At 71.0% G+C, this 15,799-nt stretch carries 19 protein-coding genes, 1 pseudogene and 2 riboswitches; of the genes and pseudogenes, 11 read left to right on the top strand and 9 right to left on the bottom strand.

Annotated features, from left to right (window positions below; genetic code table 11):
- Positions 1-3: 3 nt before the first annotated feature.
- The gene (gene gcvT, locus ACZZ0J_RS17715) at positions 4-1,122 is read right to left on the bottom strand and encodes a glycine cleavage system aminomethyltransferase GcvT (RefSeq protein ID WP_194648254.1); all 1,119 of its coding nucleotides are present in this window, start codon (positions 1,120-1,122) and stop codon (positions 4-6) included.
- 48 nt (positions 1,123-1,170) lie between these two features.
- Positions 1,171-1,272: riboswitch (glycine riboswitch) on the bottom strand.
- Positions 1,273-1,391, bottom strand: a riboswitch (glycine riboswitch).
- Positions 1,392-1,487: 96 nt separating this feature from the next.
- On the opposite strand from gcvT, the gene ACZZ0J_RS17710 reads away from it, so the two are divergent.
- The 4 genes from ACZZ0J_RS17710 to ACZZ0J_RS17695 are packed head-to-tail and all read left to right on the top strand — an operon-like array spanning position 1,488 to position 3,387.
- On the top strand, positions 1,488-1,862 hold the full coding sequence (locus tag ACZZ0J_RS17710; protein ID WP_111084962.1) for a BlaI/MecI/CopY family transcriptional regulator: 375 nt from the start codon (positions 1,488-1,490) through the stop codon (positions 1,860-1,862).
- A gap of 13 nt (positions 1,863-1,875) precedes the next feature.
- Positions 1,876-2,613: a M48 family metalloprotease gene (locus tag ACZZ0J_RS17705; protein ID WP_111084961.1), complete on the top strand. Its 738-nt coding sequence runs from the start codon at positions 1,876-1,878 to the stop codon at positions 2,611-2,613.
- A gap of 40 nt (positions 2,614-2,653) precedes the next feature.
- Entirely contained in the window at positions 2,654-3,136 is a 483-nt protein-coding gene (locus ACZZ0J_RS17700; protein ID WP_123673093.1) for an FBP domain-containing protein, read from the top strand.
- Positions 3,133-3,387: a hypothetical protein gene (locus ACZZ0J_RS17695; protein ID WP_111084959.1), complete on the top strand. Its 255-nt coding sequence runs from the start codon at positions 3,133-3,135 to the stop codon at positions 3,385-3,387. Before ACZZ0J_RS17700 ends, ACZZ0J_RS17695 begins: the two co-directional genes overlap by 4 nt.
- Before the next feature lie 25 nt (positions 3,388-3,412).
- Here ACZZ0J_RS17695 and ACZZ0J_RS17690 read toward each other — a convergent pair whose 3' ends face one another.
- Positions 3,413-4,297 carry a LysR substrate-binding domain-containing protein gene (locus tag ACZZ0J_RS17690; protein WP_463437884.1) on the bottom strand — a complete coding sequence of 295 codons (885 nt, stop codon included), beginning with the start codon at positions 4,295-4,297 and terminating at the stop codon, positions 3,413-3,415.
- 68 nt (positions 4,298-4,365) lie between these two features.
- On the opposite strand from ACZZ0J_RS17690, the gene ACZZ0J_RS17685 reads away from it, so the two are divergent.
- Entirely contained in the window at positions 4,366-4,854 is a 489-nt protein-coding gene (locus tag ACZZ0J_RS17685; protein WP_463437883.1) for a GNAT family N-acetyltransferase, read from the top strand.
- Here ACZZ0J_RS17685 and ACZZ0J_RS17680 read toward each other — a convergent pair.
- Entirely contained in the window at positions 4,799-5,872 is a 1,074-nt protein-coding gene (locus ACZZ0J_RS17680) for a MalY/PatB family protein (protein WP_463437882.1), read from the bottom strand. The two genes, ACZZ0J_RS17685 and ACZZ0J_RS17680, sit on opposite strands and share 56 nt — an antisense overlap.
- A 504-nt stretch (positions 5,873-6,376) precedes the next feature.
- Here ACZZ0J_RS17680 and ACZZ0J_RS17675 point away from each other — a divergent pair.
- On the top strand, positions 6,377-7,153 hold the full coding sequence (locus tag ACZZ0J_RS17675) for an isocitrate lyase/PEP mutase family protein (protein WP_463437881.1): 777 nt from the start codon (positions 6,377-6,379) through the stop codon (positions 7,151-7,153).
- Positions 7,154-7,235: 82 nt separating this feature from the next.
- On the opposite strand, the gene ACZZ0J_RS17670 is transcribed toward ACZZ0J_RS17675, so the two are convergent.
- Both ACZZ0J_RS17670 and ACZZ0J_RS17665 read right to left on the bottom strand, forming a co-directional pair.
- The gene (locus tag ACZZ0J_RS17670) at positions 7,236-9,080 is read right to left on the bottom strand and encodes an amidase family protein (protein ID WP_463437880.1); all 1,845 of its coding nucleotides are present in this window, start codon (positions 9,078-9,080) and stop codon (positions 7,236-7,238) included.
- Positions 9,077-9,874, bottom strand: coding sequence for a hypothetical protein (locus ACZZ0J_RS17665; RefSeq protein WP_463437879.1), 798 nt, complete (start codon positions 9,872-9,874; stop codon positions 9,077-9,079). Before ACZZ0J_RS17665 ends, ACZZ0J_RS17670 begins: the two co-directional genes overlap by 4 nt.
- Before the next feature lie 228 nt (positions 9,875-10,102).
- Between ACZZ0J_RS17665 and ACZZ0J_RS17660 the strand changes: the two genes are divergently transcribed.
- Together ACZZ0J_RS17660 and ACZZ0J_RS17655 are read left to right on the top strand one after the other, a co-directional pair.
- Positions 10,103-10,621, top strand: a complete 519-nt coding sequence (locus ACZZ0J_RS17660) for an HD domain-containing protein (protein ID WP_463437878.1) — start codon at positions 10,103-10,105, stop codon at positions 10,619-10,621.
- A gap of 273 nt (positions 10,622-10,894) precedes the next feature.
- Positions 10,895-11,182 carry a hypothetical protein gene (locus ACZZ0J_RS17655; protein WP_463437877.1) on the top strand — a complete coding sequence of 96 codons (288 nt, stop codon included), beginning with the start codon at positions 10,895-10,897 and terminating at the stop codon, positions 11,180-11,182.
- A gap of 79 nt (positions 11,183-11,261) precedes the next feature.
- Here the strand turns inward: ACZZ0J_RS17655 and ACZZ0J_RS17650 are convergent, their stop codons facing one another.
- Positions 11,262-11,579: a hypothetical protein gene (locus ACZZ0J_RS17650; RefSeq protein ID WP_463437876.1), complete on the bottom strand. Its 318-nt coding sequence runs from the start codon at positions 11,577-11,579 to the stop codon at positions 11,262-11,264.
- A 278-nt stretch (positions 11,580-11,857) separates the two neighbouring features.
- Positions 11,858-12,322, bottom strand: coding sequence for a phage tail protein (locus ACZZ0J_RS17645; protein ID WP_463437875.1), 465 nt, complete (start codon positions 12,320-12,322; stop codon positions 11,858-11,860).
- An 86-nt stretch (positions 12,323-12,408) separates the two neighbouring features.
- Here ACZZ0J_RS17645 and ACZZ0J_RS17640 point away from each other — a divergent pair, with 86 nt between their 5' ends.
- Positions 12,409-12,888, top strand: a complete 480-nt coding sequence (locus ACZZ0J_RS17640) for a nucleotidyltransferase domain-containing protein (RefSeq protein WP_463437874.1) — start codon at positions 12,409-12,411, stop codon at positions 12,886-12,888.
- Positions 12,889-12,918: 30 nt separating this feature from the next.
- On the opposite strand, the gene ACZZ0J_RS17635 is transcribed toward ACZZ0J_RS17640, so the two are convergent.
- Positions 12,919-13,326, bottom strand: a complete 408-nt coding sequence (locus ACZZ0J_RS17635) for a DUF2510 domain-containing protein (RefSeq protein ID WP_463437873.1) — start codon at positions 13,324-13,326, stop codon at positions 12,919-12,921.
- An 11-nt stretch (positions 13,327-13,337) separates the two neighbouring features.
- Positions 13,338-14,411 (bottom strand): redox-regulated ATPase YchF, encoded by a 1,074-nt coding sequence (gene ychF / locus ACZZ0J_RS17630; RefSeq protein ID WP_214546851.1) that lies wholly within the window; start codon positions 14,409-14,411, stop codon positions 13,338-13,340.
- 134 nt (positions 14,412-14,545) lie between these two features.
- Between ychF and ACZZ0J_RS17625 the strand changes: the two genes are divergently transcribed.
- Positions 14,546-15,082, top strand: coding sequence for a hypothetical protein (locus tag ACZZ0J_RS17625; protein WP_463437872.1), 537 nt, complete (start codon positions 14,546-14,548; stop codon positions 15,080-15,082).
- A pseudogene (locus tag ACZZ0J_RS17620) lies at positions 15,073-15,710 on the top strand (exonuclease domain-containing protein). The gene ACZZ0J_RS17625 and the pseudogene ACZZ0J_RS17620 overlap by 10 nt, the downstream one beginning before the upstream one ends.
- Positions 15,711-15,799: the final 89 nt, after the last annotated feature.

The raw sequence follows: 15,799 nt of genomic DNA, 5'->3' as shown, positions 1-15,799 counted from the left end.
GGATCAGCCTTTCTGAGGACGGCGGTAGAAGGGGAACGCGGTGACGGTGCTGGGGATGGCCGTTCCGCGGACGTCGATGTGCAGGACTTGTCCCTCGGTGGCGAGCGCCGGGTCCACGAAGGCCATCGCGACCGGGTGGCCGAGCGTCGGCGAGAGGGCACCCGAGGTGACGGTGCCGACGACCGTGCCGTCGTGCACCACGTCGTAGCCGGCACGCGGGGCGCGGCGGCCCTCGGTGACGAGCCCGACGAGCACGCGGGCGTCGTTCGACGGCGCGACACCGGCAGCGCCGACGAAGTCACCGGTCTTCGCGACCACGCGGCCGAGGCCTGCCTGGGCGGGGCGCACGTCGGTGCCGAGCTCGTGTCCGTACAGGGGCATGCCGGCCTCGAGCCGCAGGGTGTCGCGCGCTGCGAGTCCGGCGGGGACGACACCGCGGTCGGCGCCGGCCTCGAGCAGCGCGTCCCAGATCGCCGGGGCGACCTCGGGTGCGCTGTACAGCTCGAAGCCGTCCTCGCCGGTGTACCCGGTGCGGGCGACGAGCACCTCGGAGCCGTCGAACACGGCGTGCAGGGCGCGGTAGTAGCCGAGGTCGTCGAGCGGACTCTCCGGCTGCAGGCGGTCGGCGACGACGAGGGCGTCGAGCGTGCCGGCGGCCGCGGGGCCCTGGATCGCGACGAGTGCGGTGCTGTCCGAGTCGTCCGACACCGCGACGTCGAAGCCGTCGGTGCGCGCGGATAGCGCGGCGACGGCGACCTCGCGGTTCGAGGCGTTCGCGACGACGAGGAACACGTCGTCGTCGGTGCGGTACACGACGAGGTCGTCGAGGATCCCGCCGTCCTCGGCGAGCAGCAGGGAGTACTTCGCGCGGCCGAGTGGCATCGCACCGAACGACCCGGCGAGCGCGTGGTCGAGGAACGCGACGGCGTCCGGACCGGTGACGCCGATCTCGGCCATGTGCGACAGGTCGAAGACCCCGGCCGACTGGCGCACCGCGTGGTGCTCGGCGAGGTCGGACGAGTAGCGCACGGGCATGCGGTACCCGGCGAAGTCGGTGAAGGTCGCACCGGCGGCTTCGTGCGCGGGTTCGAGCGGGGACGAACGCAGTGGCGTCGGACTCATGGCGGAGTTCTCCTGGCATCAGCAGGGCCCGGCGACGATCGCCGGGTGGAACTCCCCTCTGTCATGGGCCTGAGAGTTTCACCGCGGCCCGTGAGGTCCGGCGGCTTTCACCGTGGGCGAGACGACTGAGCGTCTGCTTTTCAGAGTGGCCTGTCCGCTGCGGTGTGGGACCTGAGAGATTGACGGGGGATTGCTCCTTCGGTGCCGTGCGCGCGCCCGAGGGCACGATGTGCCCGTGGGCACTGCACGGCGTCTCCCGCGACGGATGAGCGGCCGGTGTGTTCAGTTGTCCGCGCCGAGCATACCGAGACCGCGTTACGAACGTGTGTCGCGTGCCGGCCTTCGACATCTCGTAGAATGCGGGGATGGCCGGACAGCGATCACGCCCCAGGGGGCAGCTCGAGCAAGCGGTGCTCGACGCGCTCCGCTCCGTGACCGACGGCCTCACCGCACGACAGGTGCTCGATGCCTTCCCGGAGCCCCGACCGGCGCTGACCACGGTGCTCACCGTCCTCGACCGGCTCGGCCGCAAGGGGCAGGTGGAGCGGCAGGAGCACGACGACGCCCCGCTGAGCTTCCGTGCCGTGCACAGTCGCGACGAACAGACCGCGTCCCTCATGTCGAGTGCGCTCGCCGCCTCGGCCGACCGTGAAGCAGCGTTGCTGCAGTTCACCGGCTCGCTCGCCTCCGACGACCTCGAGGCCCTGCGCCGCGCCCTCGACGCCCGCGCACGTTCCTGACCGGGGCCGCTCCGTGGTCGTCGCCGGCATCGCGCTCATCGTCCTCGCCCTGCTGGTGGTCGTGTTCGCCCCGAGGGTGCTCACCCGGTCCGCCTGGACCATCGACCGGCCGCGCACCGCCCTGGTGTGCTGGTCGCTCGCGGTGCTCCTCGGCGTCGTCGGGTTCGTCGCCGGCATCGCGCTCGTCGTGCTCGCCGACCGCCCGCTCACCGAGCTCCTCGGCGGCGACGGCTCCCCCACGCACGGCTTCAACGTCGGCGTCGCACTGCTCGCGGTCATCGCGTTCGTCGTCGCCGTGCGCGTCCGGCCCGGGCCCGAACACGAGGCCGTCCGTCAGGCCATGCGCTCCGGCGTCGCGCCGCACCGCGAGATCGACGGCACCCCGGTGGCCGTCGTCGACGCGGACCACGCCCTGGCCTGCGCGGTGCCCGGGCGGAGCGGCGGTGTGCTGGTCAGCACCGGCTTGGCAGACCGGTTGCGGACGGACGAACTGGAGGCGGTGGTCGCCCACGAGCGCGCCCACCTGACTCAGCACCACGCGGCTGCGGTCGCGGTCGCCGAATCGATCGAGCGTGCGGTCCCGTGGGTGCCCGGTGCGCGCGCCATGGCGCGCTCGACGCGCGTCCTCGTGGAGTTCGCCGCTGACGACGCCGCGGCCCGACGGGTCGGACGCGACGCCCTGCGCCGGGCCGTCCTGGTGGCGGACGAGAGCAGCGCGCTCGGGGCGATCCGCGCCTCCCGTCTGTCCTGAGCGAGCACGTGTCGGAGGCGAGGCATATGGTGATCGGACCGTGAAGCCACTGACCGAAGCCGACATCCGATCCTCGTTCGTCAACGCCACCCCCGACGAGCTCGAGCAGCTGCCGATCCCCGGCCTGCACGAGATGCTCTGGGACGAGCGCGAGTTCCTGGGCTGGCGCGACCCGCAGGCCGCCCGCCGCGGGTACATCGTGTCCTGGATCGACGACCGCCCCGTGGGCATCATCGTCCGCTCCGCGGGTGGGTCCCTGCGCGCCGGCATCGCCGCGATGTGCTCGTTCTGCCACTCCCCACAGCCGGCGACGCAGGTGCGGCTGTTCTCGGCTCCCCGTGCGGGCGAGGCCGGGCGCAACGGCAACACGATCGGCACCTACATCTGCGAGGACCTCGGGTGCTCGATGCTCATCCGCACCGCTCCTCCGCACCTCAACCCGCCGGCGACGATCGCGATGCGCGGTGCCTCGCTGCTGCAGCGCGTCCAGAACTTCACCGCGGACATCATGAAGTCGGCGTGAGCCGCTTCGGCACCGCCCGCTGGGCCGTGGTCGAGGAGCTCGGCGACGGCCGCTGGCGCCTCACCCTGCGCGACGAGGCCGACGACGAACTCGGTGCGTTCGGCCTCGGGGTCGAGGGGCCGTGGGACCCGGACGTCGAACCCCACGTCGGGTTCGTGCTCGTGCAGCTCGGGCTGACCCTGCGGGGTGCACGGCCGTGGCACGTCGACGAGCTCGGCGACCACCGGGCGCCGGTCCTCGCGCTCGGCTGAGCGGAGCGCTTCCTGCCGACGTCGCTCAGTCGGCTTCGACGAAGTTCCGCAGGATCTCGCGGTCGTCGTCGGCGCGCATCGCCCACGACAGCTCGCTGCGGTGATCGCTGTCGGTCAGCGGCAGCAGCACGACGGTGTCCGGTGCGGCGAGCGCGGCACTCTCCGGAGCGACGGTCACGCCGAGTCCCGCACCCACCAGGTGCAGGACGGTGGCCCAGGTCGTGGCCTCCTGCACGACCACGGGCCGTCGGCCACCGGCGGTGACCGGGGCGAGGTTCCGCTCGGTCGCGAGCGAACCGGCCACGGCCGGGAAGAACACGAACGGCTCGTCCACGAGCTCGGTGCCGCGGATGGCCGCACGGCCCGCGAGCCGGTGTCCGCGCGGGACCGCCGCGACGAACGCCTCGGTCCGGAACGGCAGCAGCCGCACAGCGGGGTCCGGGTCCGGGTCGCGCACGACGGCCAGGTCCAGCTCGCCCCGCACGATCCGGGCGAGGAGCGTCGACGAGTAGCCCTCGGTCAGGTCCACACGGACCAGCGGGTACCGCGCACGGAACGCCTGCACGCGCTCGATCGGCCCGAGGGGCAGCGCGGAGACGACGAACCCGACGTCGAGCCGGCCGGCCTCACCCCGCCCCACCCGGACCGTCTCGTCGAGGTCACGGCGCACCTGCCCGAGCAACGACCGCGCACGCCCCTGCAGCGCCTGGCCGGCGGCGGTGAGGGCGACGCTGCGGCTCGTCCGGACGAACAGGTCGACGCCGAGCTCGCGCTCCGTGCGGCGGATCTGCTGGGACAGCGCGGGCTGCGCGATGCGGAGGCGTTCGGCAGCGCGCCCGAAGTGCAGTTCGTCGGCCACGGCCAGGAACGCCCGGAGCTGGCGGAGGTCGACGTCCGGATCCCGATTCATGCACGCAGCCTATCGATCGAAGCGAACGAGTATTGGACGAGACCTCATCCGGGTCGGAGGATGGAGCCATGCCCGAAGCGACCTCCACCGTCACCATCGCCGACCTCGCCACCCCCGCTGACGCCGAGGCGTTCCGCGTCCTCAACGAGGCCTGGATCACGCAGTTCTTCGCGCTCGAGGACGAGGACCGCAAGTTCCTCGGGGACCCCGTCGGTCACGTCATCGAGCCCGGCGGCGCCGTCTTCGTCGCGCGACTCGACGACCAGGTGATCGGGTGCATCGGCATCGTGCCGACGACCCCGGGGGTGTTCGAACTCGTGAAGATGGCCGTCGCTGCCGGCCACCAGGGGCACGGCACCGGGCGCAAGCTCATCGCCGCTGCACTCGACCGCGCCCGGGAGCTCGGCGCGCAGCGGATCGACCTCGAGAGCAACGCACAGCTGGCCAGCGCCGTGCACCTGTACGAGGCGTTCGGCTTCCGACACCTGCGCGACGACGAGCTCATGCCGAGCCCGTACGTCCGCGCCGACGTGCACATGACGCTCGAACTGCGCTGAAGGCAGAGCCGTTTCGGTACGCTCGCGACATGGCGACGTACGAGGTGCAGGCGGTCCGTGAGCGCGGCGCGTGGCAGGTGTTCATCGACGGCTTCATGGTCACCGAGGTCGACCGCTGGCCGGCCGTCGGCTTCGTCGCCCGCGAGATCCTGGCGATGGACCGCACCGACGAGCTGCAGATCCGCGTCGTCGGGCGCAACCAGTACGTCGACTGACCCGAGCGCTCACGCGACGTGCCAGACCAGCCCTCCTGCGCACTCGACGGGTACGCCGAGGCGATGCGGAACACGGCCTCGCGCAGGGTCTCCGGTGAGCACGCCAGGTTGAGGCGGACGAACCCGCGCCCCTCGCTCCCGAACCCGAGCCCGGAGTTCAGCGCGACGTAGGCGTTCTCGCGCAGTGGAACGGCCGGGTCGTCGCCGAGCCCGATCCCCCGGAAGTCGAGCCACGCCAGGTACCCGGCGCGCGGCCGCGTGTAGACAACGCCGGGCAGGTGCTCGGCGAGGAGCTTCGCGAGCAGCCGGTCGTTGGCCACGATCCGGGACACCACGTCGTCGAGCCAGGTGGTCCCGACGGTGAACGCGGCGAGGTTCGCGTGCAGCCCGAGGATGCTCGTGCGGCAGGCGACCTCTTCCCACAGGGTGTCGAGGAGTGCGGCGGTGCGGTCGTCACCGGCGACGATGATCGAGCACTTCACGCCCGCGAGGTTCCACCCCTTGCTCGCCGAGGTCACGCAGACGCTGCGGGCTCCGACGGGCTCGGCGACGGCCGCGAACGGGGTGAACTGCACGCCCGGGTGAGTCAACGGTGCGTGGATCTCGTCGCTGATGACGAGCACGTCGTACTTCGCCGCGAGTTCGGCGATCGCGAGCAGGTCGGCGCGGTCGTGCACGAGACCGACGGGGTTGTGCGGGTTGCAGAGCAGGAAGACCCCGACCCCGCTCGCGAAGGCCCGCTCGAGTCCCTCGAGGTCGAGCCGGTACTGCCCCCACTGCTCGAGCAGCGGGACCTCTTCCACCTCGACATCGGGCCTCGTCGACGAGCTCGAAGAACGGCGGGTACACCGGCGGCGTGATCGCGACGCGGCCGCCGTCGGGCAGCGCGAGCCGTAGCGACTCGACGATCCCCACGCTGACGTCGGTGGCCAGGTGGATGCGGGACGGATCGATCTCCCAGCCCCAGCGGTCGAGCGCGAACTGCGCGAACGCGGGCGCGAGCGGCCCGGGCCCGTCCAGGTAACCGAGGTCGGACTGCGACACGCGCTCGATCAGGGCCTGCCGGATCTCCGGCGCGACGTCGTGGTCCATCTCGGCGACGAACAGGGGCAGCACGTCGGGCGCGTACCGCGTCCACTTGATGCTCGTACGGACCTCGCGGAGCGTGCCGACCGGGTCCTGCTCGTCGCTCGCCATGCGTCCCAGCATGCACCGACCGGGAGGCCCGGCGCGAGCCCGCCTGTCATCCAGCGTCGTCTTCCGCGCACCCTGGGACGCGGGGCGTCGCCCCGCCTACTGTCGGTCCCATGAGCACGAGCACCGCCGACAAGGCCACCACCCTCAAGCAGCTGCACGAAGCCCCGGAGATCCTCCGCGTCGTGAACGTGTGGGACGCGATCACCGCGAAGGTCGTCAGCGACCTGCCCGGCACGAAGGCGATCGCCACCGCCGGGCACTCGATCGCCGCGTCGTACGGCTACGAGGACGGCGCGATGCCCCTCGACCTCGCGCTGTCGGGTGCCGCGATCGTGGCCGCCGCGACCGACCTGCCGGTCACCGCAGACCTCGACGACGGCTACGAGGACCCGGCTGAGACCATTCGCCGCGCGATCGGCTCCGGCATCGTCGGCGCCAACGTCGAGGACCGCCTGCGTCCCTTCGACGAGGCCGTCGCCCGGGTCGCAGCGATCACGGCCGCTGCCCAGGCCGAGGGCGTCGACTTCCAGCTGAACGCCCGCACCGACGCGATCGCCCGCGGCGGCGACCGTCCGATCGACGAGAGCATCGCGGACGCCATCGCACGCGGCAAGGCGTTCCTCGACAACGGCGCCGCGCTCGTCTTCGTGCCCGGCGCGATCCAGCGCGACGTCGTGGAGCAGCTCGTCGCGGGCCTCGGCCGCGGCAAGCTGTCGGTCATCGGTCTGCCGGGAGCCCTGCCCGCCGCCGAGTACGAGGCCCTCGGCGTCGCCCGCATCTCGTACGGTCCGCTCACGCAGCGCGTCGCGCTGCGGGCGCTCCGCGACCTGGCGACCGACCTGTACGCCGACGGCGTCGTGCCGGAGGACACCCCGACCCTGAACTGACGGAGCAGACAGACGGGAGGCCCGGTGCCAGCCGGCACCGGGCCTCCCGTCTGCATGTGGTCGCGATCGCGACCCGCTCAGCTCAGCCGAGCGCCGGGTACAGCGCGGGCGTGGTGCGCGCCTTCGTCTCCTGCTCGAAGGCGTAGCCGAGGCCGATCAGCGTGCTCTCGTCGAACGAGCGGCCGAGGAACTCGAGGTTCACGCCGGCACCGGTGATCGTGCCGTCGGCCGCGGTCGCCTGCCCCATCGGGACGGTGATCGCCGGCATGCCGGTGTTCGGGCTCAGACGCATGTTCGTCGACTGCGTGCCGTAGGGCGTGCCCGACGGGTAGATGAGCGAGTCGAGGTCCTGGTCGTCGAGCATCTGCGTGACGAGCTGCTTGCCGGTGGCGAGCTGCGTCGTGTGCGACCCCGCCGGCCCGGCCCACGCCTGGTACTGCGCGTCGGTGATCAGGTCGCGGGACTCGTAGGTCGACTTGCGGCTCGGCACGTACTCGCCCGACGCCAGGATGCCCTGCAGCGACCGGGCGGTCACGTCGGGGTCGAGGTGCTTCGCGACGTACTCGTCCAGGTCGTGCTTGAACTCGTTGGTGCTGCCGCTGCCCTCGGACAGGACCCGGTTGAATGCCGTCGTCGCGGTGATCGGGACGACGGTCGCGCCAGCGGCCTCGAGCTTCGCGACGGACGCGTCAAACAGTCGCTTGGCCGTGGCGTTCGTGCCGACCATCGACGTGACGTAGCCGATGCGGGCGCCGTCGAGCGAGTCTGCGTCGAGCGAGGACGTGTACGAGGTCGGCACCTTGCCGGACTGGGCACTCGTGACGGGGTCGGCCGCGTCCACGCCGGTGACGGCGTCGAGCGCGACGGCCGCGTCGGTCACCGAGCGGGCGATGGGCCCGCCGGTGTCCTGCGACAGTGCGAGCGGGATGATGCCGTCGCGGCTGGCCAGACCGACGGTCGGGCGGATGCCGACGAGCTGGTTGTACGTCGACGGGATGCGGATCGAGCCCCCGGTGTCGGTACCGAACCCGATGCCGGCGAGGTTCGCCGCGATCGCCGCACCGGTACCACCGCTGGAGCCACCGGCGGTCTGCGCCGTGTTGTACGGGCTGGCGACCAGGAGCGACGAACCGGCGGGCTGGTTCGACGAGAACTCCGAGACGAAGCCGTAGGCGAACTCGTCGAGGCTGGCCTTGGCGAGGATCACCGCACCGGCACCGCGCAGTCCGGCGACCATCGTGGCGTCGGTGTCGGTCTGGTTGTCGTCCCAGCAGCCGCAGCCGCCCGTGGTCGGCATGTCCTTGGTGTCGTAGTTGTCCTTCACCGCGATCGGCACGCCGAGCAGCATGCTCGTCATGCCGTGCTCGGCACGCTCGGTGTCCGCCGTCTTCGCTGCAGCGAGGGCCTCGGCGTTCGTCGTGACGATCGAGTTGAGCGCGCGGCCGGTCGACGCGGAGTCGACCTTCGTGCGGTCGTACGCGGCGATGCGGTCGAGGTAGTCCTGCGTGATGGCGACCGAGGTGGTGACCCCGGCGTTCATCGCGGCCTGCATGTCGATGGTGGACGCCTCGACGAGCGTGAACGGACCGTCGTCGTAGATCATCCGCTGGGACAGAGCCGCGACGTCCGCGACGGTGATCGTGCCATCGGCGTCGGAGTCCGCGGCGCTGACCGTCGCCCAGTCACCGCTGGCGCTTGTCGCACCGAGGTGCTCGGTGAGCACCGCGAGGTCGGCCTTCGTGACCTGGTCGTCGCCGGTCAGGTCGAGGTCCGTGTAGTACGGCGCGAGCATCGCTGCTGGGCTGGCGTCCACGGCTGCCGGTGCTGCTGCGGCGGTGATCGCGGGGGTCGCGGCGAGGACGGTGCCGACGAGGGCGATGAGCGAGGCGCCGGCGACGGCCGAGCGCTTCCGGCTGGTGGCGGTCATTCGGCTGCTCCGGTGCGTTCGCGGCGGGCGCGGCGCGCACGCAGGGTGATCAGGGTCCCGCCGGCAGCGAGGAGGGCCAGCGACGCGGCGATCCACGGCGCGACGTCGGCGCCGGTCCAGGCGAGTTCGCCGCCGGTCGGACGGTCGCCACCCGCTGCGGCCACGGCGGTGGCGCCGCTGGTCGGGCCGGCGGTGGTCGTCGGGTCGGGGTCGCCCGCGCCGGTGCCCGGGTCGGCCGTGGCGGTGGCGCCCGGGGTGGGCGTGGCCGTCGGGGTCGCTGTCGCCGCTGCTGCGATCGAGATCGTGGTGCTCGCCGGGTCGGTGAGGGTCGTCGAGGTGCCGTCGGATCCGACGAGGGTGATGCTCGTGACCGCCAGGTCGACGCTGCCCGGTGCGGTCGGCGTCAGGCCGATCGAGGCAGCGAGGTCGCCGCTGAGTGCCGGGGAGGTCCCGAGGCGGGTGTGCACGATCGTCAGGGCGTCGCCGTCCTGCTCGACGCTGTCGAAGCCGCCGTCGGGACCGGTGACGCTGTCCTCCACGTACGACACGGACTCCGCGTCGGCGTCGAGGGTGATCTCGTAGGCGTAGACGTCGGTCGTCGCCGGGATCGTCAGGTCGACGTCGAAGGCGGTGCCGACGGTCGCGGTGGTGGGGGCGTCGATGGTCGCGGTCGTCGCGGTCGGTGCTGCCTGAGCCGGCGAGGCGGTCAGGGCGGCGAGGCCGATCGCCCCGGCGGCGACGAGTGTCGAGGACACGATCGTCGCGCGGGGGCGCAGCCGGAGGCGGTGCTGCATGGGTGCAGGTCCTTCGGGAGGAGGTCGGGTGCTGAGCGGGTACTCAGTGATCCGAAAGCTAACGGTGCGCTGTTTCCGGCTCGGGCCCGGCACGTTTCCGCGCCGTTACGGCTCCGTCGCACCGCTACTGTCGTGCCATGCCGCTCGACGTCGAAGCCCTGCTCACCCCGCCCTCCCCGTCGCCGCACGGGCGTTGGACGTCGTCCGCACCTGGTCCTCCCCGCCCTGGTGAACCACTGCCTGCGCTCGTGGGCGTGGGCGGTCCTGCTCGCCCCGACCGTCGACCTCGAGCCCGACCCCGAGCTGCTCTTCGTCGCGACGATGCTGCACGACCTCGGCGTCACACCGTCGTTCGACGCCCACGCCGTGCCGTTCGAAGACGCTGGTGGTGCCGTGGGCTCCGTCTTCGCCCTCGGCGCCGGGTGGGACGCAGCGCGCGCTCGACGCGTCGGCGAGGTCATCGAGCGGCACATGTGGACCTCCGTCGACCCCGCGGTCGACGTGGAGGGGCACCTGCTCGAGGTCGCCACCTCGCTCGACGTCTCCGGTGCCGGGTTCTCCAGGTGGTCCACGGAGGACCTGCACGCGGTCGCCACGGCACTGCCCCGCCTCGGGTTCTCCGGCGCGTTCGACGAGCTCATCCACGCGCAGGCTTCGCGCAAGCCGTCCTCGGCAGCTGCTCGGCTCGACGGCTCCGGCAACGTGGCTGCAGGTGGCGCGCGATGGGACGCGTTCCTGGCGTCCTGAACCGTCTTCCTGGTCTGCGCTGGACTTCTGCGCTTCGGGTGCGTATAGTTCTTGGTTGGTGCACTGCAGCGAACCCATCTGACTCGCGCACACCAACGTCTCGAGACCGACTCACCCGAGTCGCATTCCAGCCGAGACCACCGCTTGATCCGAACGGATCAGCAGCACGTTGAAACTCGACGTGCGCGCCCCGCACTCGATGCGTCGCGCCGGACTGAGACGTCCGCCGACACCGAGTCGCCCTGGCGCCGAATGACCAGGAAGTACAGCACCATGACCAGCAACGAACGAATCACCGTGTTCGGGACCGCACTCGCGGCCCCGACGATCACCCTCGACCGCATCGCCGAGTTCCCCGTGCGTGACGACCGCTCGCAGCGCGAGTACCTCGTCCGCATCGCGGCCGACGACCTGCAGACCTTCGTCACCCGCGGCACCCGTCTGGACGCCGTCGGCGAGGCCGGCTGGACCGTCCCGGGCCGCTCCTGGGCCGGCGAGGCCAGCCGAACCCTGCTGCAGGCGCAGTCCGTGCACGCGGGCGACATGGCCCTCGCGGCCTAGGCACCACCAGTACGAACGCGAAGCGCCGCCGGGCTGTCCCGGCGGCGCTTCGTCGTTCCCACGACCGGCCGTGCGACGGTCATGCACCTCGACGGGCCGCAGCCACGACCTGGGACGCCGCCCCGAGTACTCCCGGCACGATCGCTGCGAGCGCCCCGACCGTGTGACCGGTCGAGATGAGGATCGCTCCCGCGATGAGCGCTCCGACCGTGAGCACCTGCGCACCGATGACACCCGTCAGGACGGCGACTGCCTCCGCCCTGCTCAGACGCTCGACGGCGTCAGCAGCGACGGCTTCGGAGCGGAGGTGGCAGCCGATCATCCGCTCGGCCGCTCCCGGAACGAGCCGCTCGTACTCGGCCAGGACACGCGGGGACGCTACCGGTCCACTGAACATCTCCGTAGCAGCGATGTTGAGGACGTTCGCGTCCGCCTCTCCTCGGCTGCCGCTCGCTGTGCCGCTGACGCCCGCTTCTCGTTCAGCAGCAACCGCATCGCCCGCGCTCGGGAGCTGTCGCCCGTGAACCCGACGTACAGGCCGCGCATCACCGCAGTCTTCACCAGAGTCGCCGTCATAGCCCATTCCCTGCCCTTCATCACCGGTTCGTGGTGACCAGGGTCGATCAGCACTGCGTGCAGTACCAAGTATTTTGCATGCACGGAATCTTCACGATGTCAGTACTCGCCCTTCACGACGAAGAACGAGCCGCGGATCGTGCCGGCGAGCTTCGACTTCTGCCGCGCGAACTTGAACTTGTCGGCAAGTTCCTCGGGCACGTCCATCCCGTCGGAGAGCTTGAAGCCGACCGCACGCTTGCCGCCCGGTTCGAGCGTGTAGAGCACGTTGATCGCCAGGCCGGACTCGTAGAAGACGTACGTCCAGCGCACGCCGTCGACCAGGGCTTCCGTGGCTTCGAGCGGTGGTGGGGCGATCACCAGCCCGCGCTCCTCCTCGAGCACCCGCCGCACGTAGGCGACCAGGTCCGGCACGTCAGCTGCGGCGTGCGTGGTGAACACGTGGTCGTACTTGTTCGCGAAGTACCGTGCTTCGTTGGCCCGCAGCCCGGCGAGTGCGTCGGCAACCGGCGAGGACTCCAGACCCACCGTGGACACGTTCACGAAGTCGACGACGTACGACATGGGGCCTCCTCGGGCACTCGGACGGTCTGAATCTAGCCCCTCAGCTCCCTCCCGGAGCCGCCGCGGTCCACCTACAGTCGATGACCGTGACGGAAGCGACGACGCGAATCGACCGCGCCGCGGAACTGATCCGTGCTGCGCGCGAGGACATCGGGTTCTCGCAGGCCGACCTCGCCGAAGCCGCCGGCGTGGGATTGCCGGAGCTCTCCGACTACGAGAGCGGACGGATGCGACCGAACCCGGAGTCGCTCGGGTGGATCCTCACCGCGGCTCGCACCCGGCCGAGCATCCCCCTCGTGGTCTTCGCGGACACGATCCGCGACGAGGCGAAGCGCTTCCACATCGAGAACGTCCGCGTCTTCGGATCTGCTCTTCGAGGTCACGACACCGAGCACAGCGACATCGACCTCTTGGTCAGCCTGACGCCCGCGGCTTCGCTGTTCGACCTCGGCGGATTCGCCAATGTGGTCGAGCGCCTCACCGGGTTCGAGGTCGACGTCCTCACTGATGACATCGAACACGACAAGTTCTTCGCGCATGTTCTCACCGAAGCCGTGCCGCTCTGACGACGCGCGCCGTCAGCCGAACTCGCCGACTCAGCTGATCCGCTCGAACACCATGGTGGCTTGGAGCCGGTCTCCGCCGCCGAATCCGGTGCTGCCCGACGAAGCAGTCGTGATCGTGTGGAGCCGGTAACCGAGCGCAGCCTGCGCGTTGATCGCCTTCTCCAGCTCGGTGAGGTTGCCGGACCCCGTCCCGAAGAACTTCTCCCGCAGCACCACCTGCAGGACGACGTAGCTCATGCCGTTCTGCGCCGGACGAGGCTGCCCGCCCGCCGCGGCTTCCGCTTGGATACGGTCGATCACTCCGCCGATGCCAGCCGCGCCCGGTGCCTTCGGCTGCACCTGCTCCGTCCACGCCGAACCATCCCACCACCGCATGGTGCCGGAACCGTCGTCGTACCAACCTGCCTGTGGGTTCGTCATGCGCTCATCCTGGCGCACCCGCGGCGGGGTCAGTTGTTGAAGCGGAACTCCACCACGTCGCCGTCCTGCATGACGTAGTCCTTGCCCTCGATCCGGGCCTTGCCGGCAGCGCGGGCCTCGGCGATGGAGCCGGTCTCGACCAGGTCACCGAACGAGATGACCTCGGCCTTGATGAAGCCCTTCTCGAAGTCGGTGTGGATGACGCCGGCAGCCTGGGGCGCCTTCCACCCCTTGCCGATCGTCCACGCACGGGCTTCCTTCGGACCGGCCGTCAGGTAGGTCTGCAGCCCGAGGGTGTCGAAGCCGATCCGGGCGAGCTGGTCGAGGCCGGACTCGGTCTGCCCGGTCGACTCGAGCAGCTCGGCCGCGTCAGCGGGGTCGAGGTCGATGAGCTCCGACTCGACCTGGGCGTCGAGGAACACGGCCTGGGCGGGAGCGACGAGGGCGGCGAGCTCGGCCTTGCGGGCGTCGTCGGTCAGGATCGCTTCGTCGACGTTGAACACGAAGATGAAGGGCTTGGCCGACAGGAGTCCGAGCTCGGCGATCGGCGCGAGGTCGATCGTGGTGGCGGACAGCAGGGTGCCCTGCTCGAGCGCGGCACGGGCCTCGCGAGCGGTCTCGAGCACGATCGGCTCGGCCTGCTTCAGCTTCACGGTCTTCTCGTACCGCGGGAGCGCCTTGTCGATCGTCTCCATGTCGGCGAGGATCAGCTCGGTGTTGATGACCTCGAGGTCGTCCTTCGGGGACACCTTGTTCGCGACGTGCACGACGTCGTCGTCGGTGAAGCCGCGGACGACCTGCGCGATGGCGTCGGCCTCGCGGATGTTGGCGAGGAACTTGTTGCCGAGCCCTTCACCCTCGCTTGCACCCTTGACGATGCCGGCGATGTCGACGAAGGACACCGGCGCGGGCACGGTCTTCTCCGAGTGGAAGAGTTCGGCGAGCTGGTCGAGCCGCGAGTCGGGCAGGTTCACCACCCCGACGTTCGGCTCGATCGTCGCGAACGGGTAGTTCGCGGCGAGGACCTGGTTCTTGGTCAGGGCGTTGAACAGGGTCGACTTGCCGACGTTCGGGAGACCGACGATTCCGATGGTGAGAGCCACGGAAGAAGAGCCTACCGGCGGCGGCCCGCCGGAGCCGACCCGGGCCTCCAGTCCGTCCTTCAGAACCGGCGCGAGCCGGTCGTGGCAGCGTGGACCCCGTCGTCCGGACCGGGCGACGGAACAGGAGGACGTCGATGTGGTTCGAACGCGACGAGCGCGGTGTGCACTCGGTGGGCATGGGAGCACCGGCGCTGCGGCAGCGCTTCGCCCCGAAGACCCTCGCCGCACTCGAGCAGGCCTCCCGCGCTGAGCTCGAGCAGCTGCACGACGCGATGGCCGAGCTCGAGGCGGACGTCCTGGTCGTCTACGACCCCGAGGACGACACGATCGACTACGCCGAAGAGGACCGGTTCCGCGGGATCCCCTCCCCGGGACGCAGGGTTCCCGGTCGTCACCGGCGATCTGACCGCCGGGCTCACCGAACACGTCGAGCGCCTGCCGCTGCGCTGGCGGCTGGACGGCGTCGCGGTGGCGTTCGAGATGGTGGGCACGCTGCTCGCGCCGCACTGGAAGCGCGAACGAGCCCGACGGACGGCGACCTGGCGCGCAACGGCGCGACGTCGGCGCAGCGGTTCCCGCTCGGCACGACGCCGCTGAGCGTCCGGCCGCAACGCCGAGGCGGCTTCCGGCGATGTCGGCGCCCCGTGCGACGATCGGAACCGTGCCGTTGAACTTCACCGCGATCGACTTCGAGACCGCGAACAGCTCGCCCGCCAGTGCGTGCTCCGTCGGACTCGTCAAGGTCCGCGCGGGCCGGGTCGTCGACCGGGCGTCGTGGTTCATCCGCCCGCCGTTCGGACACGACGCGTTCCTCGAGTGGAACACCCGGATCCACGGGATCGTCGCCGAGGACGTCGTGCGCGCGAAGACGTGGAGCAGCAGTACCCCGACCTCGTGGCCTTCGCCGAGGGTGACGTCCTGGTCGCGCACAACGCTCGGTTCGACATGGGCGTCATCGCCGGCGGCTGCTCGGCCACCGGCATCGACCTCGCCGAGCACCACTCGATGTGCTCGCTCGCGGTGGCCCGCAAGACCTACACGCTCGACTCCTACCGGCTGCCGGTCGCCGCGATGGCCGCCGGGTTCGAGGGCTTCCAGCACCACGACGCCGCCGCCGATGCCGAAGCGTGCGCCGCGATCGTCATCCACGCTGCCAGCCACCACGGCACCGACACGGTCGAGGCCCTGGGGGCAGCGACCCGGGTGACGATCGCCCCGGTCCGGGCCCGTGCCGAGAAGCCCAAGGCCTCGACGCCGCAGCCACGGCTGTCGAACCGCCCGATGGTGTTCGCCGACTGAGCTGACCGAGGTCACCGAGTCGGCCGAGCCGGCCGAGTCGGCCGAGTCGGCCGATCCGAAGGTCCCTGTCGCGCCCTCGACCGCGGCAC

The organism is Curtobacterium sp. AC272 (assembly GCF_979258155.1).
The sequence above is the reverse complement of the archived record's forward strand: the minus strand, read 5'-3'. Positions and strand labels throughout refer to the sequence as shown.